The organism is Polaromonas hydrogenivorans (assembly GCF_040105105.1).
GTDB lineage: Bacteria > Pseudomonadota > Gammaproteobacteria > Burkholderiales > Burkholderiaceae_C > Polaromonas > Polaromonas hydrogenivorans.
This window is the reverse complement of record NZ_CP157675.1, coordinates 1886898-1909317: the sequence shown is the minus strand read 5'-3', so window position 1 is coordinate 1909317 and position 22420 is coordinate 1886898. Positions and strand designations below refer to the sequence as shown.

The window sequence follows — 22420 nt, the reverse complement described above, 5'->3', positions numbered from 1 at the left end:
GCTTGACATGGCGGCGGTCGGCGCAGTGCGAAACGCTACTAAATTCATAGCTGTATGCGCACGTGCAGCCTGCGCTAGAAGCATAAAAGACTTAAAAAATCAATCGCCAAAATGCGTATGAAATTGGTAGATGGCAAAAGCCGATTTATTCGCCAATTTCGCAGCTTGAACCAAATTCGTGAAAAGTAAAAAAACTGCTGTTTATGCGCTTTTTCACTGTATCAAAGAGTAACATGAACTAGTTACCCTGCGAATTGGATGAGTCCAAATTTCTCAAAATTATAGATAGCATTTATTCAATTTAGATTGACAAATATTTTTTATGCTCTATGCCATTGATTCCGATCAAAAAATTATAAAAATTCCCCATCGTCGCGAATTTGACCGCTGGCGAAAGCGTCTATCCGATCTTGAATATAAAAATATTGTTGATGAATTGAATAATCGCATAGAAGGGACTGAAATTCAGACTTCAAGCTGGATGCCTGGCTCAAACTGGTCCGGCACAATTTTTGAACCTATTTATGAAAAAGCTTGTGAATTTAGCGAAATAGAATCAGCCTTATTTTTTGGCCTAATTGTCTGGGTTGTCTTCATGGATCGTCCAGAATGGTGGTCTTTTGGCAGATATGAAAAAAATGGCATTCCAATTAATGGAATTACGTATTTTCAAATAACTCCGAAAAGATAACCTTAAAAAACTATGCTTCGTTACATACAAACCACTCAACGCTCAACTCAAATATAGCCCCTACTATGGAAGTTTTTCAAATAATAGCACCACTGATTGGCGTAATATTAGGCAGCACAATTTCAGGTATTGGCGTCTACTTCCGTTCCCGTACAGAAAGAAAGCGTTTAATAGCCTGTGCTCTTTCCGACCTCTTAGAAATTCGCCACTACTTTGTAAACATTGATGTTATTCTGCGCGAAATAAAAAGTCGAACACCCATCTCACAAGAGACAGTTCATTCTTTTCGCACACAAATAAAATCCATTATTCCAATGGACTCAAATATTCACGAACGATACGAAGAGGCCATCTCCTTATTAGCAGGCATTGATCCCGTACTTGCATTCAAAATGCGCTCTAAAAATAAAATATTAGATATTTTTGACACCATAAGACAATATTCAACATCAAATGGTGCAAGTCCTTTTCAAATTGAAGAATTTGAAACAATACTTCGGACTGCAATAACCCCTGCCATGGACAAAGCAGTATTAGAACTTGCAGCGCTTCACTCATCAACCACCAGCCAGCAGGTCAAAGAAATTGTAGCTTCAGCGAATGGACCACAACCAAAAATTGCCAGCCTTCTAGACAACATTACCAATATGGTACAGCAAAATTAATCAATTCAGAACATCTGCTTTTGACTCCATCATGCATTAATATTTTTTCAATATTTACGAACACACGTCACTTGGCAAGAGACGGTTTTTAGATTTTTTGACTCTATAAGATAACGGCAATGACTTTTGAAGATTGGATGATTTATCGCGGGCTCAGTGCCTCATCAGTAGATAAGTATGCTGGAGCGATTCAAGGGCCTCTATCGAAGTGGGCCATCGATCATGGATTGCTAGACGGATCACTTACATCGATGTTCAATCCAACCAAATTTAATGAAGTTGCGTCAGCGATTAGCTCTCTGGCAATCTTTCAAGAACGCAATGAGCGCGGCCACCACATGTATAGCAGCGCCCTGTCCAAGTTTTCAGAGTACCTTTCGGAGGGGTATGGAAACGATATTGAAGCCGACATTGATTCGATACTTGATAACGACGATTTGAGCAAGACAGAGAAGCGCAACTTGGTCAAGTCGCGGATTGGCCAAGGAGTTTTTCGCCAGAAGGTGCTAACTTACTGGAAAGCCTGCGCAGTCACCAACTTTAAAGACACCAGTCTACTGGTGGCCTCACACATCAAGCCATGGCGGGCATCGAACAATAGCGAGCGCCTAGACCCGTTCAACGGTCTTCTCCTGGCACCAAATCTTGACCGCACTTTCGATACAGGGCTCATTACGTTTCAAACCGATGGACGCATCCAGCTATCGCCGCTCTTAACTGAACCTGAAAAATTAGGAATCACGTCTGATATGCGAATTTCTCTTTCTCCGCAGCACGAGTTATTCATGCAGTTCCATCAAACTGTCGTATATAAAGTTACTTGGAAAGTAAAAACATGATTGATCTATGTGTACGTGCAGTGTTGTAGAAGCCAGTTTTAAATTTCGTTAATTCTAATAATTCAATAACATAAATTAATCAAAAAATTAATAATCAATATTCTTGAAGCACCAAAAATCATAATCAAAAAAAAATATGAAATTTCAAATAAATAATATTATTGTTGATGCCAAATCAACAACCCTAAGTCATCCAACTTTTAACAATGAGAATGTATTTACCATACTTGTCGGCAAAAATGCATCTGGAAAAACAAAAATACTAAGCAAGATAGCAAACAGCTATATTTTCAACAAAGAAACATTTATATTTCAAAGAGAAATTTTTGAGACGAATAACTCACAACAACAACCAAGTCAAGTTATCGCAGTTTCAAATAGTAGATTTGATAGATTTCCAGACCCATATAGGTCAATCTTCTCTCGAGATCGATATGAAACTCATTCAAACCAAAAAGAATTTGAGGTTGATTATCATTACCTTGGCTTAGGAAACTATAGATCTTCGCCTCATAATATCATTTCGAATGCAGTAGCCCCTATTATTCATGGATTTGAAAATAATAAGAATAATCCAGAAGTTATCGCAAAAATACTTGACTACATCGGATTTCTTCCCGCATTTCACATTGAAATCAAACGATTCCGCCCTCGAAAAGAATTTTATCTGGAATTACACCCAGAAGAGTTAAAACATTCACTTTACGAGGAATTTCAGCATGCATGCACATCTCATAAAAATAAATCGATCAGAGCATTTAATTTTGAAGAAGAAATCCTACCAGGATTGTTGTATTTTTCCAATCAAAATCCTAGAAATAAAAGCTTTTCATATACTATAGATTTGATAAATGAAAGAAGAGAAAATAGAGAATTTTTCGAAATTTCAAAATATCTACCAAACCTAATTGAGTGTGGATTATTTATAGTAACAAAATTTAGCCTCTTTAATAAAACCACAAAAGACAAGTTACCCATGCACCTTGCCAGTTCAGGACAGCAATGCATGCTTTTAATGTTTTTTGGGATGGCTGGATTGATGAAAGACGGCTCTTTGATCTGCATAGATGAGCCAGAAATTAGCCTTCACCCAAGATGGCAAGCTGAATTTATTGATACTCTCCAAAATGCTTTCTCAACATATCGCGGATGTCACTTTGTCATAGCAACTCATTCGCCTCAAATCGTCTCTGGACTCACCTCTGAAAATGGATTTGTTGCCGATTTGGAAAGTGGAGAAATTTTACTCCCAAGTGATTATTCAAAAAAATCTTCAGATTTTCAGTTAACACAAATATTTCATGAACCAGGATTCAAAAATGAATATATTATAAGAACACTTTTAGTAATTTTATCAAAACTGGTAAAGCTGGAACTTCTATCTGACGAAGACTTTACAAAACTAGAAGTAATTAATAAAATTAAGCATCGCCTTGAAGACTCCGATCCCGTTCTTCACATTTTTCACCAAGTTAAAATGTTGATCGGGAAAAAATGATTAAAATTGATTATATTGACTCAATAAAAACTTATATTGATGAGTACGATAAGACAGATCATCAAATATGGAATAAAACCGAAGGAAAAATTGTCGAGGTTCGAAATACGATCCGAAAACACTATCTTAAAGAACAGTCTTATTGCTGCGCATACTGCAAAATAGAAAAAAAGGAAACGCACGGCTTAACATGGGACATTGAGCACATCCTACCAAAATCATTATTTCCAGAATATTTGTTTGAACCAGAAAACTTGGCCATCGCATGCAAAGAGTGCAATAACCCAAAGGATGCCACAAATGTTCTCACGAATCAATCAAAAAAACCAATCAAATATCCTTCAAGATCAAATGATTACTCTATTGTTCACCCGCACTTTGATAAACATCATGAGCATTTTGAAATTATCGTAATTGGAAAAAAAAGAATATATAGAATCCTCAATGAACACAAAGCAAGTCAAACTTATATTGCCTGTAATCTAAGTCGTTTTGATTATAAATTTGCCGAATGGGAATGTTTTGATAGCGCCATAGCTAATGAGTTTTCTGCATTTTTAGACAAATGCCCTCCAGATGCAAATCCAGCCGAAATAAAAAGAATGTTAGGCCATATGAAGTTTGTAAATAAATAATCTGCTTATTTATTAATATAACGTCTGGTAACATTCTAAATAATGCATAGCTTTTGTGTAAGCCCCCCAGTTAGTTCGATACAGTATTGAGTTAATGAGGCCCGCCCTACTTGACCCGCCGCAATTTCAGCGGCTATACTTCACTCAAGTCCACATCAAAAAAAGGTGTGGCCGGGTTTGGTAGCCCGTGTAACCACTGCGACGAAAGCCGCAGCCTCTCCGCAGAACCTGCGGCTTCATCATTTCTGCCTCCAGTTTTTGGCGGCTCGGATGGGGGAGCCTCGGCTCCGCCGGTTCACGCAAGTGGTTCCCGGTCTACCAACCCGTTCGAGCTGCCGCCCCCATTTGGTAGTGGGTGCGTCAGTTTTTGCAAACTGAACCGCTTGGAGCCCACTCATGGCTGATTTCGTCACGGGCACTTCTGCCCTCATTCCCGTCTTCACGGGCACCCTTTCCAATTCCACTGCCCGGCTGTGCGATGCGCGCACCCTGCATGCCTTCATGCAGGTCAAGCGCGACTTCGCGACTTGGGTCAAAGGCCGAATTCGCAAATTCGGCTTTGAAGAAGGCACGGACTACCTGCTCACCAAATCGGGGGAGCAGCTCCCAAGCGGCACAAAGTACAGCATCGACTACCACCTGACCCTCGACATGGCCAAAGAGCTGTCGATGGTCGAGAACAACGACATGGGCAGGCAGGCCCGGCGCTACTTCATCGCGTGCGAGAAATCAGCCATCACGCCAGCCATTGACCGCACCGCCCATGCCGTGCCCGCCATCAACCCGGCGGCCCTGCTGCTCAGCGGCCAGAGCGACCCAAGCGCCACGCTGCCGCCCGAGCTGCAAAAGGCCATCGACCTGCGCGCCTGGACGCTGGCCCACGAAGCCTATGGGCTGGTGCGCGAACACCTGGCGCGCCGTGTGGCGTTTCAGGCCGTCTCGGGCGTGCCCCGGCGCGTGGACATGGCGCGCGCCACCCAAGTCATCAGCGAAGGCGACCTGGGCACGGCGCTGGCGCGCACCTGGCACGACGAGATGCGCATGCTCACCCGCACGGCAGAAATGTCGCTGCAGATCAGCCTGCAAGCCCTTGAACGCATTCGCGCCGCCAGCGCGCAAGGCGGTGCCGCATGAGCGCCAGCCTGAGCCTTGATCTGGCCGCGCATCTCTGGCGCTGCGCCCTGCCCCGTGGCATTTCCAAGCTGGTGCTGCAGTGCTTTTGCCACCACGTCAACAATGAATCCGGCCTGAGCTGGCCGTCCATCGTCCGCGTGGCGCTGATGTGCGGCATGAGCGAGCGCACGGTGCAGGGGCATGTGCGCGCGCTGGTCAAGGCCGGCATCCTGCGGCCCCGACTGCGCATCGGCCACGCCACGCGCTACACGGTTCACCTGGACGGCCTGGCGCCGCTGGTGTTTCCGTCCACGCTGGGCGGGGGCGTTGCCGTGCCGGGTGACCTGTGGCAAGACGCTGGCGCGGTGGACAACCCGGCCCCGACCCCCGCAGTTTTTGCAGCACCCCCCGCAGAAAACGGCACGCCACCCCCGCAGATTTCGACCTTGACCCCCGCAGAATCTGCACCCATAACTGTATTGAACAATAAAGAGAACACAGAAGGAACAGGCGCACCGGCCTTGCCGGCGACGCTGATGATGATTGATGGCGTAAACCCGAAAGTCCTGGCCGACTTCGCGGCCATCCGCAAAGCCAAGCGAAAGGAGCCGGTCACGGCGGCGGTGATCGAAGAGATTTGTCAGCAAGCCCGCCTTGCCGGCCTGACGCTGGAGCAGGCGCTGCAGACCTGCTGCGACCCGCGCCGCAAGTGGGCACGGTTTGAGGCCAGTTGGCTTCAGGCTGCGCCCGGTGGCTGGGCCAGCACAGCCACCACGGCGGCAACGCCAGCGCCCGCGCTGTGGAAGCCGCCAGTCGCCAAACCCGCAGCGCCCGAAGTCGTGGCCGCTGGCCGCGCGCGCATCGCCGCCCTGCGCCAAGCCGCTGTGGGCGCAGGCCTGGGCAGCACCAAGGGCTGCGGCTGGGCGCACGCAGCCATCGAAAAGCACCAGTCCGGCCAGCCCGTGCGCCGCGCCGTGCTACTCGACGCTTGCGCCGCGCTCAGGCTGAACCCGGCGAGTTTGGGCGCGGGGCGGATGCATTGACTGTCAGAGTCGTCAGCGGAGCGCAGACAATAGCCGACTGACAGGTTACGCAAGTAGATTCAGCCGCTGAATTCGTTAGACACAACAAAGGAAGAAATGCTCGACTACGTCGTTTATCACAAAGCCGAAAAAATGGGCTATCCAGCCCTGAACATCAACAATCTGGCTATTTACACAAAAAAATCTACTGACGGAAAAAAGGGATGTCGTATTTGGCTTATCGCTGGCGAAGGTAGTCCTCGCAAGTACTACCTTCGAGCATCTTTCTTGATCAGCAATGTAAAGCCTTCGAACAAACCCGAATTCATCAGCATGATCACAGGAACCGACGGGCAGCTTTTTGATCCGATGCCGCTATTAAACGATGAAAAATGGATGCCGAACTTCGTTAAGGAGCAAGGTAACTTTGCATTTGGGTTCAACCAGATCAAGAATGATAAGGCTATAAAGGGTTTACGCCAAATACTCTTGGCAAATACGCTGCGATAAATGAGAATATAACTTATATCAATCTCTCCCGAGTAACAAGAAGAATTTGTGTCGTGTGTGAAGAAGTCGGCTGCGCCCTTATATCCGGCCTTGATTGCGAGGTTCGTGTGCAGTAGTGCTTGTAAAGACCTTACCCCGACAATGCCGGGATGACGCGGACATTTAAAGCGAACACCCATCGAACGGCAATACTTATTAATCTCGTCAGTGGATATTAAAAGGAGCTATGTATGGGCGGAGTGACAAAGGACGATAGCGACGAAAATTATGTCTGCTATAGATGCGTTGACGACGATTTTCTTCAACGCGAGATGAAAGCTTCAGGAAAAAAGCAGGCATGCAGCTATTGCAGGCGCAAAGGGATTCGCTCTTGGACGCTACAGACACTCGCAGATCGAGTGCAAGAGGTGTTCGATGAACACTTTCAACTTAGCTCGGACCAGCCTGACTTGTGGCAAGAAATGTTATTGCGCGACAAGGAAAGCGACTACGTGTGGTTTCGAGAAGGCGAAGAGCCTCAAGAAATCATCGCAAGCTATGCTGAGGTCTCACGAGAAATCGCCATCGACATCGTAGAGATTTGGTCTTCTAGCAGCGAACACGATCCGTTTGAATTCGACGAAGACCCATTCGGCGATGAAGCACGGTATATTGAAATAACAACGAGCCATGGTCAGATCGAGTCTAGTTGGTCTGAAATGCAGGATGAGTTACTACACCGAACGCGGTTCTTCAGCAAAAGCACAGTCGATTTTCTTGAAGAACTTTTTAACGGTATCCAAGAAATGTCTAGCTATCAAGGAACGGCGGTTCAAATCTTGGATCCAACTGATTTTGATGGCATATACCGAGCCCGTATTGCAGAGACTGATAACAAGTTAAAAGAGATCCTTGAGGGTGTTCCGAACCAGTTAGGGGCTCAATGGGGTAGAAGTGCGAAGGCGGGTCGCATGAACGCTGCAGGCGTTACCGCACTTTATGGTGCTTTTGATGCCGAAACATGTATCGCTGAGGTTCGTGCACCAGTTGGATCACAAGTTGTTATTGGTAAATTTAAATTATTGAGGCCGCTCAAAATTCTTAACTTGAAACATTTGGAGAATATTTATAAGAAGATGAGCTTGTTTGACCCAAACTTCCACAAAATTTCGGACAAAATGCACTTCCTGCGAAGCCTCTCATCTAGACTATCCGTACCCGTCTTTAGTGATGGCGAGCAGTTCGATTATTTAATTACTCAGGTAATCGCTGAGTTCTTAGCGTCCATCGAACCTCGCATTGATGGGGTGGCTTTCGCATCGGCCCAATCTGGTGGAGAGTCGATGAACGTTGTGCTGTTCGCGCACGCTTGTGAAATCAAGCAGCCTGACTTTCCGCAGGGTACTAAGACAGAATTTTCAGTGACTGCTGACGAAGACGATGACCTGGAGTTCAACTTGGTCCACAAACATCCCTACCCAAACGGTCCGGCGCATACGGAAAGTGATCTAATTTTTGAAAATGAAACTCAATTAATAGAGAAGTCTACTCTAGAACTCGACTTTAAGTCGATTCAGATTCGCATGATCAAAGCAGTTAAGTTCACTAGCAGCAGAAGTACAGTCCATCATTCAGAGTTAACTGGCGATATTCAAGAACTATATTCACACCAATTCAAGGGAATTGATGGACCTGAGTTCGATTTTTGACTCTATTCAAATTTTATTGAAATACTCAATAACCATCTAATTGGCAAGGGTATTAGAAGGCAATTGACTGTAATTCTAAGATATTTATGAAAAAGCGTAGCTCTTGACAATCCCGATCTTTAGAGCATGCCACGTTGTTGCATGCGAATTTCAATAGCGCCAGGGTGAACCCGATACCGTCCTTCAGAAATTCGGAGTGTGAAGTGCGTGTAGTTAGGGCTATGTGGTGCACCAGTTATTATTTCTGAGTTTGATAGAAAACAGCCTGTGGTTAAAGAATTTTCATTTGAAAAAAATTGCATGAATTCTTGGCGAGTAACAGTAATTCCATTACCAAATTTACCATCAATGATGGCATCAATAAATTGGTTTCTAAGAGTCATCTTTATTCCTTAAACGTGTATTAGATTTCACTTGTTTTTAGTCGCCAAATACTCAGCGACTTCTCTCCACGCTCTATGAACAGTTGCCTTTACCTGCCACAAGGCTCGTGAGTTCCACAGAATATGGGGTGCCTGGAGATGGAGATATTTCCTGCACTGACAATTGTGTCTTATTTTTAAGCATCGGAAACAATGCGCCGCACATGCCGCGCACTCATCCCGTACTCCTTTGCCAACTCCTGCACATTGGCGCCCGTGAACTTGCGGCGAATTGCGGCATGCTCCTGCTGCCGCTGGCGGGCGCTGATGGTCGGCACATAAAAGCGGGCGCCTGCCATGCGCGTGATGACGCGTTTCACCAGGGCGCTGGCCATCGCCTCGCCGTCAGCCGCGCCAAAGCACAGTGCCATGGCGCGGGCCTCTTCTTCAATGATGTCGAGCGGGTCTTCAAAGGCTGTGGTCATGGTGGTGGGTCGTGCGGGCTCAGTAAAAACGGATGGGGGCAAACAGTGCGTCGTCGCTGCTACTGTCTGAATTTGGAGTTGGCTGAACTTTTTTCGCTGGTGGTACGGGTGCAGACGCTGGCGCTTGCACCACCGCATCAGAAGCCTGCAGTGCAGACGTCTGCATAGGAACGGCTGGCGCTGACGGCGCAAACACGGCGTCGTCACCCTCCAGCAGCAGCGGCGCCTGGCGCACGGCATGTTCGGCCAGGTCCCACTGGGCGGGCCGGCGCAGGTGTAATCGCATGGCGCGGTACAGATAGACGGCGTACACGGTGCAGTCCAGCGCCTCGTTGCGCCGGTCGGTGCGCGGCTTCCACTCGCGCCGGGCCGGGTTGTTGCGGCTCGGAATCTTGATCTCGCTCAGTAGCTGCTCGTAGAAGTCGTCGCGCACGCCTTCGTACCAGTGCATGCGACCGGGACCGTTGCCTTCGAGCCGCACGCGGCCGGCGTTTTCCGACCAGCCCAGAATCAGGTCCTTGGCCTTGGCGGTGCCCACGATGCCTACGGAAACGCCATGGCGCGCGGCCTTGGTGGAGCGGTTGTTGGGGTCCACTTTCTTGGGCGGCGTCCAGATTTCCACCTTGCCGACGGCGTCAGACGCGCCCTTGAGGGCCAGCACCGGCCGGTCTGCCTTGTGGTGCTTGCGCACGAAGGCATAGGTGGCGTCGCTGGTCTGGCCGTCCGAGCAGTCAATGCCCACGGCCTTGATGCGCAGCGCGGCGCCGGTGGCGTGGCGGATGCGCTTGTCGAGGAGTTGCTCCAGCTCGATCCAGGCGCCGGCATGCGCGACCACGGTCGGGGCGTACAGCTCGCCCCAATAGACCAGCCACATTTCTTCGCCGCGCCCGAAGGCCCACACGGTCACGGCCAGCCGGTCGTGCTGCACGTCCACCGTGGCATGCACTTCCAGAGCGCCCATCGGGCAGGTCCACTCGTCGTATTTTTCGGCCCGGGCGCGCAGCACGTCTTCCTCGGGCAGCTCGCCCCGGTATTCCCAGGTGATGCCCAGCGTGGAGTTCCAGAACGCGATCATGTCGTTCGGGTCGCCCCGGTCGAGCTTGTCCTTGGCCTCCAGGTACTTGCGCGCCAGCACGGGGATGCGCGACTCGTCAAAGGTGCTCAGCAGCTCGTTGAGGTAGAAGCCCGGAATGGCGCTGTCGGCCGTGGCGACCCAGCCGCCGCCGCAGGCCTCGGCGCGCCGCAGGTTGGCAATGCGCTCGTCGTCGGTCCACACCGTGCCGCAATGCGGGCAGGTGTAGAAGGCCTGTTCGTGCTGGTGGCGGCCGTAGATTTCACGCACCGCGCCGTCTTCAGGTTCGGGGATGGTGACGTTTTCCCAGGCCAGCACGTGGGTCTCGCCGCATGAATGGCAGGGAACGTGAAAGTAGCGCTTGTCGGTCTTGCGCATTTCGGCCTCGACGGCGCTGGCGTCCTTGGCCGTGGGCGTGCCGCCGATCAGGATCAGGTGGTCAGCATAGGTCTTCACGCGCTCTTCGAGCAGCTTGATGGAGTTGCCCTGGCCGCGCACATCGGTGGCGGCATCGTCGGGCTCCTCGACGATCACCACGCGCGCGCTGGTGGACTTGACATCGCTCGGGCTGTTGGTGCCGACCAGCTTGGCCAGCCCGCCCGGAAAGCGCTTGCGCAACATGCTGTTGCCGTCGGCCCGGCTCTTGAGGTTGATGCGGCTGCGCAGCACGGCGCAGGCGCGGATCATCGGATCGAGCTTTTCGCTGGCAAAGTCCTTGGCCGCCTGGGCGCGGGGAAAGGCCGCCACGATCACGCTGGGCTTGTAGTGGATGTGGTAGCCGATGACGTTGCAGACGATGCCGGCGGTGTAGCCGACCTGGGCGCTTTTCTGCACGACGACCTTGCGCGTGGCGTGGTGGTTGGCGACCTCGGCGATGCCGCGCAGGGCGGGCGAGACATTCCAGCTGAAGCGGCCGCGAAGCGAGGATTCCTCGTTGCTCAGCACGCGGTATTTCACCGTCCAGGCGGCAATCGACAGCCGGGGCGGCGGCTTCATCTTTTTCCAGGCGCGGCGGAACATGGCGCGCAAGGCACGCTGCGCCCTGCCCTTGTGGTCGGAATCGGAGTCGGCGTAGTTCACTCGGGCGCCTCGTCGTCGGCATCGCCTTCATCCTCGGCTTCGTCCAGGTCGTCGTCGGCGGCCTGCCAGTTGGACAGACGCCCGAGGAATTGCTCGAAGGTCTCGCGCAGCAGGGCTTCCAGCGCCGGCTTGCCCAGACCCATCGCCAGCGAAGCCAGCCGGGGCGGCTCGCCCGCCAGGAATTCGCGGGCGCCCAGGACGGCGCTGCTCCACAGCGGCTCGACCTCGCTGGCCAGGATCAGCAGACGGGCCTCCTTGAGTTCTTCGCGCTCCAGCTTGTCGCCCTGCAGGCGAAACACCCGGTCCTTGGGGGATTCAACCCGCACCTTGCGGATCTCGCGGTCCACCAGCCACTGCACACAGGCGGGCGTGTAGTACTCGCTGGCCACGCCCGGGCCGCCCTGGACCGCGACAGGAAAACCCATTACCTGCCACTCGGTGATCGTCTTGGGAGCGACCCCGAAGACCGAAGCGATCTGTTCCTGACCCTTGATGCGCATGCTTACTTACCCCTTAGCAAACCAGAGAACTAGAAAAAAAGTGGGGTTCGAATTACCCGTACAGGCATCCTTCCACCAAGGACCCGCGATGTTTTGGCGGCGCGTCCGGCCGATGCTCGGGCGGTTGAAGGTCGAGGTCATATGCCAGCGGCCTCCCGAATCCGAAAGCGAAGGCGGCGGTCGAGGTAGTCCTGCACGTCCACCGACTTGGCTACGCGCTCCATGCTCAGACGCGGCTGATAGCTGGGCGCACGCACGAATATCAGCACCGGCCTGACGTCAACACCGTAGGGGCCGGACGCGGCCCAGATGCCCGGTGCCAGGTGCTGCGTCTTGCCGCTGCGCAGCCGGCCATAGGCCACGAAGTAGCGTCGCCCTGTCGTCTTGACCGTGCCCTTGTGGATGGCGCGCTTGCGCTTGTCGGTCATGTTGGCCTTGTAGCCCTGCTCGCCCGATGCCTGGAAGTACGTGATCAACTGCACCAGGAACGGCCCGCGAATGTTGCCGCGTCCGTCGTCGCTGCCTGGGTAAGGCGTGGCCGGAATGGCGGTGTAGTAGCCAGCGGGCAGGATGCCGGCGCGGCGCAATGCCGCCTCGCTGCGCTTGTCACGCCGTGGCCCGCCGAATTCCTGCGCCTGGAGAATCTTTTGCGGGTCAATCCCCTTGCCGCCCATGTAAGCCGGCGCGATGCGGGCAGTCAGCTTGTCGGACGTCGCCATGAGCACGCGCGGACTGCTGACGATGTAGGGCGTGGGCCGGTCGAATACAGCCTTGATCTCAGCCTGCATGGCCCGGCGCACCTGGAAGGCAGCGTCGTTGATGGCCTTGGCGTAAGCGGCCCGCGCCTGCTCGCCGCTCAGCTTTTTGAGCAGCTCAGCCGCAGCGCCGAGGTTTTCGATCTTGAGGGAGATTTCCATCGTGTTCAGCTCATGCGCCTGCACCGACACTCGCCGCACCGCGACGCTTTGCCATGCGCTCACGCAACTCGGGTGGCGCCCCGCTGCGAGGGATTTGCGCGTCAGCAGCGAGGCGGCGCAGCTCTACGTCGGCATCCGGGCTGGCGGGCACGGTCATCCGGCTGACATCCACCTTTGCAGGCCGCGCAGCAGGTGCAGCCATCGGCGTATCAGCCATCGACGCGGCAGCAGCCATCTTGTTTTTGACGATGCCCAGCGCGTAAGCGAACCCCTTTTTCTGCTCGACCGCAACCTGCGCCGCAGCAGCGAACATGCCCACACCGGCCCCCTTGCCCACCAGCACAATCAGCCCGGCATCCGAGGGATTCGCGTCCCCGATCCCGGCTTCCTGCATTTTTTGACAAACCGAAACACACACCGAGCCGTCAGGCTCGTCCGGTGGTTGATCGACCACTGCTGTGTGTTTTATTGAAGATGAAGATGAAGATGAAGAAGAAGGGGGGGGTTCCGAGGGGGGATAAATAACCCCCCTTCTATACAAATCTTGAGGCTCTGATGGGGGGTAAATAACCCCCCTTGCCTTCGGTGGCCTACCCCCCTTATTTCCATGTTCAGCACCCAAAGCGCCGTATTCTTTACCCCCCTCGCCGCCATTTCCGCGCTTGTTTCTCAAGCATTCATCCCTGACCATGCGGCGCGAAAATAACGCCCCTTCGTCAGTGCGCGACGCGACACCAGCCTCTTCAAGCTCGGCAATCAGCTTGTCGCATTCCTTGGCCGACAACCCCACCAAACGGCCTATCTGTGCGCCATTCATGGGCTTTTTATTGATGGTCAAGTGCCCATACGGCTCGCACTGATGGGCAATGCACAGGATGTTGATCCAAAGGCCCTGCGCGGCAATGGAGCACGACTGCAAAGCCGAATCCTTGCGCCAGTCGGCTGGATAGAACTGAAATGCAGGTCTTTTTATAGCCTGCACTGCCGCACTACCTTGGACCGCGTGTTGCTCAGGCGCTTGCCCCATTGCCAACCTCAACTTTCTTTACCGGCCAGAAGCCATCGTTACCATCGAGCCGCATGATTTCAGCCGCAACAAGCCGGGCCTGTTCACGACTCAAATAGATGCTCACATCGTCATCCCCGGTGCCAGGGTTCTGCGTAATCGACAACCCTCCGTCGATATTTACAAATACTTCTGTTGCGTAAGTAGCTGCCAATTTCATAGTCTTCTCCGGTACTCCCCGACTCAAAAGACACGCCGGCAGGGCTGGTCGGAGGACAGCCTCTTCAGTCAGGGGAGCTACCCCATCCCTATCCGTGTGCAAAACCATCATCAGATATCCGAATCCAAGCCATCGGGCTTAGTCGTTTGGCGCACAACCTTTTGCAGGTCGGCGAAGGTGTCAGCGGACAGTCGGGCCAGCATGCGGGCGGTGCTTTCGAGCTGGCGAATCTGGCCATGCCACTCGTGCGCCAGCGCGTTGCCGAGCGTGGTGGACGCGACGATATCGGCCACCGTGGGACTGGCCGGGTCATTGCGCTGCGCTGTGGTGCTGCGATAGGCCACGCGGCGCGCCATGTGCTGGCGGCTCAGCTCATACGCTTCGCGGGCCAGCGTCCAGGCGCGGGCATCAATCAGGGCTTGCTGGGTGGACGTGAGATGTACCGGATCGCTTTGGCCGGAAAGCAACAGGCCGCGCACGTCAATGCTGTCTGGTGCTGGCCGTGCGTGAATGTTCACGGGAGGAGGAGCAGCAGCGATATCTTGATGTGGTGCGGCGGCGCCGAAGTGGCGGGCCAGCGCGTCGAAGCATTCGGCTTGGTAGCGCGTCAGGCGTTCGCGCAGCTCGGGCTTGACGCGGCGCACGCTGACGCCGAACAGCCAGCCGTTGAGCTTGTCCAGCGGCAGCATGACGGCATCACGCGCCTGGTCGTCGCCCGACATCTGCATGGTCGTTATAACCACGCAGGTCGAGAGCACCGGGTGGCGCTTGATGCGCTGCAACTGCGATGCCCAGTCAAGGCCGATGGCCTCGCAGATCGGCTTGATGGCGACGTGGGGCACGCCGTTGATGAGGATGACGGAAAGAGTAGCACCGTGAAATTTCACGAGCGTGAGTGCGACATGGGCCATGGTGGCCTCCAAATGGTTTCGGTTTGCAGAAACCACCACACCCATCGCCAAATGGGGGCGGCAGCTCGAACGGGTTGGCGAACCGGGAAACCACTTGCGTGAAACCGGCAGGCCCTTGCAGGCCTCCCATTCGAGCCGCCAAAACTTGGAAGCGCGAGCGAAAAAGCCGCATGATCTGCTGGGAGACTGCGGCTTTCGTCGCAGTGATTTACTCAGGTCGCCAAACCCGGCCAGTTCAACGTCTGAACCGACTGCCCCGCACGATGGCGAGAACTTGGGCGAAGTGTACCGCAGGTTTTCAGAGTTGACTATGTGTACTCGAACGAATACAGTAAGCCCATGTTCATCGTGAAAACCCTGCCCGAATTCACCGATTGGCTCGATGGTATCAAAGATCGAATGACGCAGCGCCGCTTGGCTCGCCGCCTTGAAAAAACCCTCAAGGGCAATCTGGGCGATGTCAAGCCGGTTGGTGAGGGAGTCTTTGAGATGCGCGAGTTCTTTGGCCCAGGCTGGCGCATGTATTACGTGCAGCAGGGCAACGTGTTGATCGTGATGCTGGGCGGGGGCGACAAGTCCACCCAGCAGGCCGATATTGCGGCGGCCATCGCCCTGTCCAAAACCCTTTGAAGGAAATTGACCATGACCACCAAAAAAATCAACGTCGCTGACCTGCCCGACTTCGACATGGCAAAGTACCTGCCTGACAATGAGGCCATTGCCGAGTACCTGACCATCGTGCTGGAAGAAAACGACCCTGCTGCGCTGGCCGATGCGCTGGGAACCATTGCTAGAGCGCGCGGCATGACCGAGATTGCCAAGGCCAGCGGCATTGGACGCGAGGCGCTGTACAAGGCCCTTCGCCCGAACGCGCACCCGCGCTTTGACACCATCGCCCGCGTGTGCGCGGCGCTGGGCGTCAAACTGGTGGCGCAGGTAGCGCGTGCGTAGGCTGACCAAGCGCGAGCGCATTGCGGCGCGCAACAAGCCTGTGACCATCTTTCTTTCCCGCGACGTTCTGGCCTCATTCAAGGCCACAGGCAAGGGCTGGCCGGCGCGCATCAATGCAGCCCTGAAGGACTGGCTACGCACGCATTCGCCGGTTTTAAGGTCAAATGAGGCACTAGCGTAGGAAGGACGTGCGCAAGCAGCTACTGAATTCATAGCATCCTTTCGATCAGTGGAGAATTCGTTTCTAGCCATGTGGAAAACCATTTAGATATCAAGAAGGCAATGCGGCTTGCACTGGCGCCACGCGCACCGGCATCACATACCTGCCGCTCCAGCTGCAAGGTCGCGCCACAGATGCGCGCACCAGACGCTCAGCCTTCACCAGCGCATTGACCCGTGCCGCAACCGTGGACACATCGATATCACGCGAGAACGTGTCCTGGTAGGCCTGCTTGATCTCGCGCAGGCTCAGGTCTTTGCGTCCGGCCGCGCACGCCTTTGATATCACTTGAAAAACGTCATCGCCCTGCGTGTTCTTCCCAGACTTCGACAGGCTGGCCAGCGCCTCGCGCGATGTGGTGGCAATGTTGGATATCACTTGGTGTACCCCTCATGGCGCGGCATCCTGGCCCGCAGCACCGAAACGAGCGCGTTGGCATTGCCGAGCAGCTCACCCAGGTGGAACTCTGCCCGGCGGATCAGGGTTTTCGTGACCGGCATCCCCGATTCACCCGCATCACGCACGGCCCGGCTCAGCTCTGCAACAGAGTCGAGCAGCCGGGCCTGACCATCGAGCAAGCTCGTGGGCGTGACGGGGTTGATCCGGATGCAGACATGCCCCTGCATCGCCGCCAGGGCTTGAGTCGGTCCGATATCACCCGACGCGCGCAGCAAGCGCTGCAGCTCATCCACCTTGAGGTGGTGCGTGTCGTTATTGAGGTTGACCTTGTGCTGCAAGGAATTTGCCGACACGCCAGAACGCTTTGCCAGGGCAGCGACCCCGCCAGGGAACGAATGAACCATGTTGGCTATCGCTATACGCACATCGGGCGAACCTGGACTGTCTGGCAGCGCCTCATTTTCGCCATAGGCAAGCCCGGCCGGAATTGAGATAGTTGCTCTCATGGAAAACACCTCAGTCAAGAAAAAAGAAATCCGTGCCACCGCAACCAGCAACAAGGACACCCATGGGAAACGACAAGACCAGCAAAACCCCGAGCTTCGAGAAGCGGGCGACAGGAATCATGAAAGACCTCATAGCAGCAAGCAGGAGCAGCCTGAACCGCCAGCTGGCCATCGAGGCGATGATGGATGCCATGCTGGCTCGGGTTCCTCGGGAGGCTCTGCCCGGCTTGCTGGAGGAGTACGAAGCGGGATGCGACCGGCTTGCAGCGCGACTGCCGCCAGCAATGCAGGAGCCGGCACTTTGGGAGCATTGGTCAGACGCGATATCAGCGCGGCAGCAACAGCTTCAGCTGCAGCAAATGGGACATCGATCCCGAACAGATTGACCCGGCCGCAAGCACGGCCCAGCGCATTGATATCAGGAAATATTTCAGGCATGAACCACCCCCTGCCCTGCGCCACCGATATCAGCAAGCTCAACAATGGTGGCCGGGGTTGCTCTACATTGGATGTTCCCCAACAACCCAAGAAAGGCCCCGGCCATGGAAACCAGCAAGCTAGACGAAATAGAGGGAGAACTGTTTGCCACGCAAGCAGCCATACGCGCCCTGCTCATTTCTCACCCCGAACGCAGCGAAGCCGTTGCAGCAGTTCACCTGCAACTCGAAAAACTGACTGCATTAGCCACCGCCAGGCCGATACCAGACGCGTTTCTGGACGGCATAGCCCGCGCCAAGAAAAAGATTTTTCCGAACACAAACGACGCTCAGCAAACATCCGGTCGATAACGGCCTCATACGAATCCCCGTACTCAGGCGAAGGGGTGGATAGCTTGGCAGCACGTCGGGCTTTAGGCCGATTTATTTTTCTTACGCCGGCCATCTCAAACCCCCTGCCCTGCGCTACCGATATCAACCGGCGCATCGCCAGCCTGGCGCGCAACTGCTTGCTCCTGGGCATCGGCCCGCACCTGAAAAAGCCGCTCTGCTGCCATGTACGAAGCAGCCTCCGGGCAATGAAACAGCGAGTCGGAATCCGCCAGCAGACGGCCATCCTTGGACCAGTACTGGCTGACGCTGCGATGCGGGTTTTCGGGCGTGTCGTCACCGCGATCCGTTGACACAAAAATGACCTCAACCACCTCAACCCTTGAAGGCGTACCCATGGCGAACTCCGAATGGAAAAATGTTTTGAATTTGTGCGATGAAATGCAGCAAACCATGAACCGCTACGGCCCAGGCGTAAACCCTGCTGGTCTGCAGGCAGTGCGAAGCCTGTGCGCACGCATGCGCGGAACGTCGAACTACATCAACGACAGGCTGAACAAGATTGAGTGGGAAGCGGAGCGTTACTTCAGCGCACGGAAGTGGGCAACCCATGCACGTGGCGCTGAAGGCGTGAAGTACGACATAGTCCAGGCGGGACTGTCGCGCATCCGCTCTGAGGCAACGAACCGCATGGGCCTGATGGAGTAATGCCGTGCCAACCACCTCAAACCCCCTGCCCTGCGCTGCCGATATCCAGACCCAGGCGCACACGGTCTTCAATGCGGCGGACGAAGCCAGTACGACGGTTATTTATCAAAACCTTGTTTCCGGGCAGAGCGGAATTCGTAAGTTCAGATGTGGCCGCGCCCTGCACCAGAAGTTCTGTAGCCACATGCTTGATTTCAGCCGTGGCCTGGCTGGCTTCATCACGGATAGCCGCGACCGCGACCGCTTCGACGTGTTTGATGGAAGTTTGTATGACTGCTACTGCATTGATAGCAGGTTGAGCAATCTCAGTATGCGCATATGCCAGTTCTGGCCAATGAATCAGGTAGTCATCGGGCTTCAAGTCGCGCCGTGTAACGGCACCCTCGGTGGCGCGCTCAATCGGCATGCATTGCTCAAAAGGTACTGGTTTAGTGCCATTCGCAATTTTTGAAACGAACGAGGGATACACCTTGAGCGCTGCTGCTAACTTTACCGCCCGACCAGATTCGCCTTCAAGCCATGATTTGAGTTCCATGAAAACAATTATATTCCCCACGGGGGAAACATTGTCAAGGCCCAATGGGGAATTTTGTTTTTCCCCATTGGGTGGCCAAATTTATCAAATGGAACCCGTAGAAGAAACACGTCGCGCCCGTTTAAGAATGCTGGTAACGCGGCATAACAACACAATGGCCGATCTCTGCCAAGAACTTGGATACGCCCGAACTGAAACTGCAACCCTTACTCGAATTTTGAATGCCAATGTGCGCCATGACAGAGACGGCAAGCCCTACAACATGGGAAGCCCGATGGCACGCGAAATTGAGAAAAAGCTGAAATTACCAAACGGTTGGATGGATACCCCGCCAAGCTATGCCGAGTTGCATGGCGAGCAAGACCAGCGCGCGATGATGATGGATTTGATGAACTCGCTACCACCCGAGGATCTGGCAACTGCCTTGAGAATGCTTTCTGCGCTTAAAGAACCCACCGGCCCTCTCAAAAACGGCACCGAACATTGAGTTCGTGCATAGCGCTGCAATCCTCCCCTTCAGGCGACGGGGAACGTGAGAAAGGAACTGGAAATGAAAATAATCATTCCTGTATCGCACTTTTTGACAGGATGGAGCACAAACTCTTCAGCAGTTGAAAACGCAATTCGACCGCCTCAACCTGATGAAGATTGGCGCGAGCCCGCTCCATTAAATCCCTACAGGCCACCAGTTCCACCTGCTCGTCCCAAGGATGTGAACGACCACCGCTGTCGTCTGGGTTAATCATGCTGCCAGAGCGCCCGCCAACATAGCCACTAGAGGCTTGGCCGGCTCGACCATGATCCAACCCGCAAGAATGGCTACCAGAGGCGTGGCCGTTGCGAGAATACGCAGCTGGTTAAGCCGTTTGGCAATGCGTTTGTTCCGCTTTACCGCAGCGTTAATTCGGTCCTGGATATTCAAAAGCTCGCTATAGCGCCACTTGACCCAGCTATCTGTCTGCGGATCACGCATCAATAAATTGTTCGGCTGGTTGTAGACCGCCGGAATGCTGATCGTCATTAAGCATCCCAGCACCATTAGCGCTGCCAGCAAAGCCAACCACAGCGCAACAGCCGCAGACACCCAGGCCGAAGGGGCCGAGACACCGTCTATCAAAGGCTTTGCATAGGCCAATGCCCCGGCCATGCCGGCAAGCAGGAGCAGCAGCGTGGAGGCAGCATCTTTAGCCAGCACATCAGCTGTTAGCACGCGCGACTTAAGGTTTTCAATCGCACAACGCTCAATCCACTCCAGCTCTGGCAACGTGATGTGAGAAGGCATATCTTCCGGAACAGGAAATGTTGACATCAGGCTTCCCTTTCTAACATCGCGATTCGCTGAATTTTGCACATTTGTGAGTGACAGGCTACTGGCTGACTTGCAATTTAAACGTATTTTGAAGCGTGGCTTGAGCCACTTCTTCTTTGATCATCTCTACTGCTAAGCCCGCTCAAGCCGGCTTCTTATGGTCTTTCGTCTTTTCACTTTATCCCGCAGCATGCGGGCTTTTGCATTGCTTCAATTATTTCCCCAATGGGTATTGACAAACATTCCCCACAGGGGAAATAATTCAGCCTAACCCGCTGATCCTTAGCGGCAAAGGAGTGAAAAGTGCATACCCCGTCAGACATTTCCGCCAGTGCAGACGTCTGCACAGCAGCAGACATCGACCGCCTCATGGAAAAGGCGTTTTTTGTCGGCCGCACCCCACGCAGCGAGCAGTACCGCCAAGGCGTGCGCTCCATCCTTGACCGTCGCCTGTGCGGCGCTTCCGTGCCCCCGATGCCTTACAACGCAGGCACCTGCGAAGCGGACGCCTATTTTTCCGGCCAGACCGAAGGCCACTTCATCGCCCGTCGCGTTCTGGGACTGGAAGCATGAACGCCGCCGCCAATACCTATGCAGACGTCTGCACAGCAGCCATTCAAGCCATGCTCAACAGAGCAAATGCAGTGCTGGCCATGGACCATCCCGGTATCCTGGCCGAATCCATCAGTTTCTGGAAGGGCTACGCCAAGGCGCTCAATGATTTGACCAGTGGCGTGAGCGACAAGATAACCGCCAAGGATGCCGCGTCAGGCGGCTATGTCCGACGCGTCGGCAAGGCTGATTGGGCCAGTCAGACCGTAGGCAATGAATTGCGCACCGTCGCTCAGTCTGTCGAGAAATTGAAAACCCAAGGCCTCCAGATCACCACACAGGCGGTCGCCCAGTTCAAGCCTGAAGATACTCAGGAATTCCCACACAGTGCAATCGCCGCTGTCCAACTGGACGATGAACATTCGACCGCGCCGATTGATGTGAATGATGGTTCCGGTCGGCATGATGAGCGCTTGGTTGTTATCGGTGTGGACATTGTGGCCGAAGGCGGTGTGGCATGAGCGCCCGCCCCCAAGCCTGTGCAGACGTCTGCACAGCCACCGCCAAGCCGGGCAGCAAGGCTCGACGCCTGCCTTTCGCAAAACTGCCTGAAACGGGCGATGGCGCTGATTTCTGGCTTGCAGCCTGGACACGAGAAACAGCCAAGCTCGAAGCCCTCGTGGCATTCAACCTCTTGCAGTCCACAAAAAAGGTCTGCGACAGAAACGAGCGCCTCTATCTCGCACTGATCGGAAGCGAAATCCACCTCAAGAATTCGGCAGAAATGTCGCTCAACCAACTGCAATACACGGGCGGCCTGATGTACGCCTTCGCCGAAAGCACCAAGTTCGCAAGAGCAGCCGCATGAACCCCGTCACCAAATTTGCAGCCGTCTCGCTGGCCGCCATCGTCCTGGCGATTGCATGCGCGCTGATGGATGGCCCGAGCGAGACACAGGCCGCACAAGACGTTGCTGACGAGGCCGAATACGCCGCCGCGCTGGCCGATGGCGGCGCAGCCAAATGCGCAGCGCTGGCCCGCACGCCGATCTGGACGCCTGACGGCAATCTGATCTGCCGTGCCGCCGCCAAGCCCGTGACCGTGGCGCAAGGAGGTCAGCCGTGATCCGCACCGACCGCAACAGCGAGCCGCTGGACGGCAGCGCCGACGACCTGGCCGACGACACGGGCCTGCTGATCTGCCAGGGCTTCGGACTGATCGCGTTCGTGGTGGCGCTGGCCTTTTACGCCTGCCTCTGA

Annotated in this window: 34 protein-coding genes and 1 pseudogene; 21 read left to right on the top strand and 14 right to left on the bottom strand. The window is 54.1% G+C overall.

Annotated features, from left to right (window positions below; translation table 11 throughout):
* The first annotated feature begins 322 nt into the window (after positions 1–322).
* From ABLV49_RS09155 to ABLV49_RS09115, 9 genes are all read left to right on the top strand, one after another.
* Positions 323–691, top strand: coding sequence for a hypothetical protein (locus tag ABLV49_RS09155; protein WP_349281277.1), 369 nt, complete (start codon positions 323–325; stop codon positions 689–691).
* 65 nt (positions 692–756) lie between these two features.
* A complete protein-coding gene (locus ABLV49_RS09150) occupies positions 757–1356 on the top strand; it encodes a hypothetical protein (RefSeq protein WP_349281276.1) in 600 nt (199 codons plus the stop codon).
* 119 nt (positions 1357–1475) lie between these two features.
* The gene (locus ABLV49_RS09145) at positions 1476–2195 is read left to right on the top strand and encodes an HNH endonuclease (protein ID WP_349281275.1); all 720 of its coding nucleotides are present in this window, start codon (positions 1476–1478) and stop codon (positions 2193–2195) included.
* A 136-nt stretch (positions 2196–2331) separates the two neighbouring features.
* Positions 2332–3693, top strand: coding sequence for an ATP-binding protein (locus ABLV49_RS09140; RefSeq protein WP_349281274.1), 1362 nt, complete (start codon positions 2332–2334; stop codon positions 3691–3693).
* Entirely contained in the window at positions 3690–4328 is a 639-nt protein-coding gene (locus ABLV49_RS09135; protein WP_349281273.1) for an HNH endonuclease, read from the top strand. Before ABLV49_RS09140 ends, ABLV49_RS09135 begins: the two co-directional genes overlap by 4 nt.
* A gap of 396 nt (positions 4329–4724) precedes the next feature.
* Positions 4725–5462 (top strand): antA/AntB antirepressor family protein, encoded by a 738-nt coding sequence (locus ABLV49_RS09130; protein WP_349281272.1) that lies wholly within the window; start codon positions 4725–4727, stop codon positions 5460–5462.
* On the top strand, positions 5459–6484 hold the full coding sequence (locus ABLV49_RS09125) for a helix-turn-helix domain-containing protein (protein WP_349281271.1): 1026 nt from the start codon (positions 5459–5461) through the stop codon (positions 6482–6484). The genes ABLV49_RS09130 and ABLV49_RS09125 overlap by 4 nt, the downstream gene beginning before the upstream one ends.
* 96 nt (positions 6485–6580) lie before the next feature.
* A complete protein-coding gene (locus tag ABLV49_RS09120; protein WP_349281270.1) occupies positions 6581–6973 on the top strand; it encodes a hypothetical protein in 393 nt (130 codons plus the stop codon).
* 230 nt (positions 6974–7203) lie between these two features.
* On the top strand, positions 7204–8661 hold the full coding sequence (locus tag ABLV49_RS09115; protein ID WP_349281269.1) for an RES family NAD+ phosphorylase: 1458 nt from the start codon (positions 7204–7206) through the stop codon (positions 8659–8661).
* A 119-nt stretch (positions 8662–8780) separates the two neighbouring features.
* Here the strand turns inward: ABLV49_RS09115 and ABLV49_RS09110 are convergent, their stop codons facing one another.
* From ABLV49_RS09110 to ABLV49_RS09075, 8 genes are all read right to left on the bottom strand, one after another.
* Positions 8781–9044, bottom strand: coding sequence for a hypothetical protein (locus ABLV49_RS09110; RefSeq protein WP_349281268.1), 264 nt, complete (start codon positions 9042–9044; stop codon positions 8781–8783).
* A gap of 176 nt (positions 9045–9220) precedes the next feature.
* Positions 9221–9508 carry a Mor transcription activator family protein gene (locus tag ABLV49_RS09105; RefSeq protein ID WP_349281267.1) on the bottom strand — a complete coding sequence of 96 codons (288 nt, stop codon included), beginning with the start codon at positions 9506–9508 and terminating at the stop codon, positions 9221–9223.
* A 19-nt stretch (positions 9509–9527) separates the two neighbouring features.
* Complete coding sequence (locus ABLV49_RS09100; RefSeq protein WP_349281266.1) at positions 9528–11660, bottom strand: phage terminase large subunit family protein; 2133 nt, start codon at positions 11658–11660, stop codon at positions 9528–9530.
* Positions 11657–12160, bottom strand: a complete 504-nt coding sequence (locus ABLV49_RS09095; protein ID WP_349281265.1) for a terminase small subunit — start codon at positions 12158–12160, stop codon at positions 11657–11659. The genes ABLV49_RS09100 and ABLV49_RS09095 overlap by 4 nt, the downstream gene beginning before the upstream one ends.
* 137 nt (positions 12161–12297) lie before the next feature.
* Positions 12298–13077, bottom strand: coding sequence for a hypothetical protein (locus ABLV49_RS09090; protein ID WP_349281264.1), 780 nt, complete (start codon positions 13075–13077; stop codon positions 12298–12300).
* A 10-nt stretch (positions 13078–13087) separates the two neighbouring features.
* A complete protein-coding gene (locus ABLV49_RS09085) occupies positions 13088–14104 on the bottom strand; it encodes a hypothetical protein (protein ID WP_349281263.1) in 1017 nt (338 codons plus the stop codon).
* Positions 14088–14303: a hypothetical protein gene (locus tag ABLV49_RS09080; protein ID WP_349281262.1), complete on the bottom strand. Its 216-nt coding sequence runs from the start codon at positions 14301–14303 to the stop codon at positions 14088–14090. The genes ABLV49_RS09085 and ABLV49_RS09080 overlap by 17 nt, the downstream gene beginning before the upstream one ends.
* A 110-nt stretch (positions 14304–14413) precedes the next feature.
* Positions 14414–15214 carry a phage antirepressor N-terminal domain-containing protein gene (locus ABLV49_RS09075; protein ID WP_349281261.1) on the bottom strand — a complete coding sequence of 267 codons (801 nt, stop codon included), beginning with the start codon at positions 15212–15214 and terminating at the stop codon, positions 14414–14416.
* Between the two features lie 339 nt (positions 15215–15553).
* Between ABLV49_RS09075 and ABLV49_RS09070 the strand changes: the two genes are divergently transcribed.
* The 3 genes and pseudogenes from ABLV49_RS09070 to ABLV49_RS09060 all read left to right on the top strand — a co-directional run.
* Positions 15554–15844 carry a type II toxin-antitoxin system RelE/ParE family toxin gene (locus ABLV49_RS09070; protein ID WP_349281260.1) on the top strand — a complete coding sequence of 97 codons (291 nt, stop codon included), beginning with the start codon at positions 15554–15556 and terminating at the stop codon, positions 15842–15844.
* Positions 15845–15856: 12 nt separating this feature from the next.
* Positions 15857–16165, top strand: coding sequence for an addiction module antidote protein (locus ABLV49_RS09065; protein ID WP_349281259.1), 309 nt, complete (start codon positions 15857–15859; stop codon positions 16163–16165).
* Between the two features lie 43 nt (positions 16166–16208).
* Positions 16209–16346: pseudogene (locus ABLV49_RS09060) on the top strand (BrnA antitoxin family protein); the annotation flags it as partial.
* A gap of 90 nt (positions 16347–16436) precedes the next feature.
* Here ABLV49_RS09060 and ABLV49_RS09055 read toward each other — a convergent pair.
* Positions 16437–16763 (bottom strand): hypothetical protein, encoded by a 327-nt coding sequence (locus tag ABLV49_RS09055; protein ID WP_349281258.1) that lies wholly within the window; start codon positions 16761–16763, stop codon positions 16437–16439.
* Positions 16760–17299 (bottom strand): phage regulatory CII family protein, encoded by a 540-nt coding sequence (locus ABLV49_RS09050; RefSeq protein WP_349281669.1) that lies wholly within the window; start codon positions 17297–17299, stop codon positions 16760–16762. Before ABLV49_RS09050 ends, ABLV49_RS09055 begins: the two co-directional genes overlap by 4 nt.
* Positions 17300–17352: 53 nt before the next feature.
* Here ABLV49_RS09050 and ABLV49_RS09045 point away from each other — a divergent pair, with 53 nt between their 5' ends.
* Both ABLV49_RS09045 and ABLV49_RS09040 read left to right on the top strand, forming a co-directional pair.
* On the top strand, positions 17353–17676 hold the full coding sequence (locus tag ABLV49_RS09045; RefSeq protein ID WP_349281257.1) for a hypothetical protein: 324 nt from the start codon (positions 17353–17355) through the stop codon (positions 17674–17676).
* Between the two features lie 156 nt (positions 17677–17832).
* Complete coding sequence (locus ABLV49_RS09040) at positions 17833–18078, top strand: hypothetical protein (RefSeq protein WP_349281256.1); 246 nt, start codon at positions 17833–17835, stop codon at positions 18076–18078.
* A 95-nt stretch (positions 18079–18173) separates the two neighbouring features.
* Here ABLV49_RS09040 and ABLV49_RS09035 read toward each other — a convergent pair whose 3' ends face one another.
* Positions 18174–18455, bottom strand: coding sequence for a hypothetical protein (locus ABLV49_RS09035; protein WP_349281255.1), 282 nt, complete (start codon positions 18453–18455; stop codon positions 18174–18176).
* On the opposite strand from ABLV49_RS09035, the gene ABLV49_RS09030 reads away from it, so the two are divergent.
* Complete coding sequence (locus tag ABLV49_RS09030; RefSeq protein ID WP_349281254.1) at positions 18454–18765, top strand: hypothetical protein; 312 nt, start codon at positions 18454–18456, stop codon at positions 18763–18765. The two genes, ABLV49_RS09035 and ABLV49_RS09030, sit on opposite strands and share 2 nt — an antisense overlap.
* A gap of 16 nt (positions 18766–18781) precedes the next feature.
* On the opposite strand, the gene ABLV49_RS09025 is transcribed toward ABLV49_RS09030, so the two are convergent.
* Complete coding sequence (locus ABLV49_RS09025; protein ID WP_349281253.1) at positions 18782–19300, bottom strand: transcriptional regulator; 519 nt, start codon at positions 19298–19300, stop codon at positions 18782–18784.
* Between ABLV49_RS09025 and ABLV49_RS09020 the strand changes: the two genes are divergently transcribed.
* Positions 19299–19787, top strand: coding sequence for a hypothetical protein (locus ABLV49_RS09020; protein WP_349281252.1), 489 nt, complete (start codon positions 19299–19301; stop codon positions 19785–19787). The genes ABLV49_RS09025 and ABLV49_RS09020 overlap by 2 nt on opposite strands.
* 73 nt (positions 19788–19860) lie before the next feature.
* On the opposite strand, the gene ABLV49_RS09015 is transcribed toward ABLV49_RS09020, so the two are convergent.
* Both ABLV49_RS09015 and ABLV49_RS09010 read right to left on the bottom strand, forming a co-directional pair.
* Entirely contained in the window at positions 19861–20046 is a 186-nt protein-coding gene (locus ABLV49_RS09015; RefSeq protein WP_349281251.1) for a hypothetical protein, read from the bottom strand.
* On the bottom strand, positions 20043–20609 hold the full coding sequence (locus ABLV49_RS09010) for a hypothetical protein (protein WP_349281250.1): 567 nt from the start codon (positions 20607–20609) through the stop codon (positions 20043–20045). Before ABLV49_RS09010 ends, ABLV49_RS09015 begins: the two co-directional genes overlap by 4 nt.
* A gap of 303 nt (positions 20610–20912) precedes the next feature.
* On the opposite strand from ABLV49_RS09010, the gene ABLV49_RS09005 reads away from it, so the two are divergent.
* Genes ABLV49_RS09005 through ABLV49_RS08985 form a run of 5 tightly spaced genes read left to right on the top strand, consistent with a single transcriptional unit; the run spans position 20913 to position 22420 of the window.
* Complete coding sequence (locus ABLV49_RS09005; RefSeq protein ID WP_349281249.1) at positions 20913–21182, top strand: hypothetical protein; 270 nt, start codon at positions 20913–20915, stop codon at positions 21180–21182.
* Positions 21179–21682, top strand: a complete 504-nt coding sequence (locus tag ABLV49_RS09000; RefSeq protein ID WP_349281248.1) for a hypothetical protein — start codon at positions 21179–21181, stop codon at positions 21680–21682. The genes ABLV49_RS09005 and ABLV49_RS09000 overlap by 4 nt, the downstream gene beginning before the upstream one ends.
* The gene (locus tag ABLV49_RS08995) at positions 21679–22029 is read left to right on the top strand and encodes a hypothetical protein (RefSeq protein WP_349281247.1); all 351 of its coding nucleotides are present in this window, start codon (positions 21679–21681) and stop codon (positions 22027–22029) included. The genes ABLV49_RS09000 and ABLV49_RS08995 overlap by 4 nt, the downstream gene beginning before the upstream one ends.
* On the top strand, positions 22026–22286 hold the full coding sequence (locus ABLV49_RS08990; RefSeq protein WP_349281246.1) for a hypothetical protein: 261 nt from the start codon (positions 22026–22028) through the stop codon (positions 22284–22286). The genes ABLV49_RS08995 and ABLV49_RS08990 overlap by 4 nt, the downstream gene beginning before the upstream one ends.
* Complete coding sequence (locus ABLV49_RS08985) at positions 22283–22420, top strand: hypothetical protein (protein WP_349281245.1); 138 nt, start codon at positions 22283–22285, stop codon at positions 22418–22420. The genes ABLV49_RS08990 and ABLV49_RS08985 overlap by 4 nt, the downstream gene beginning before the upstream one ends.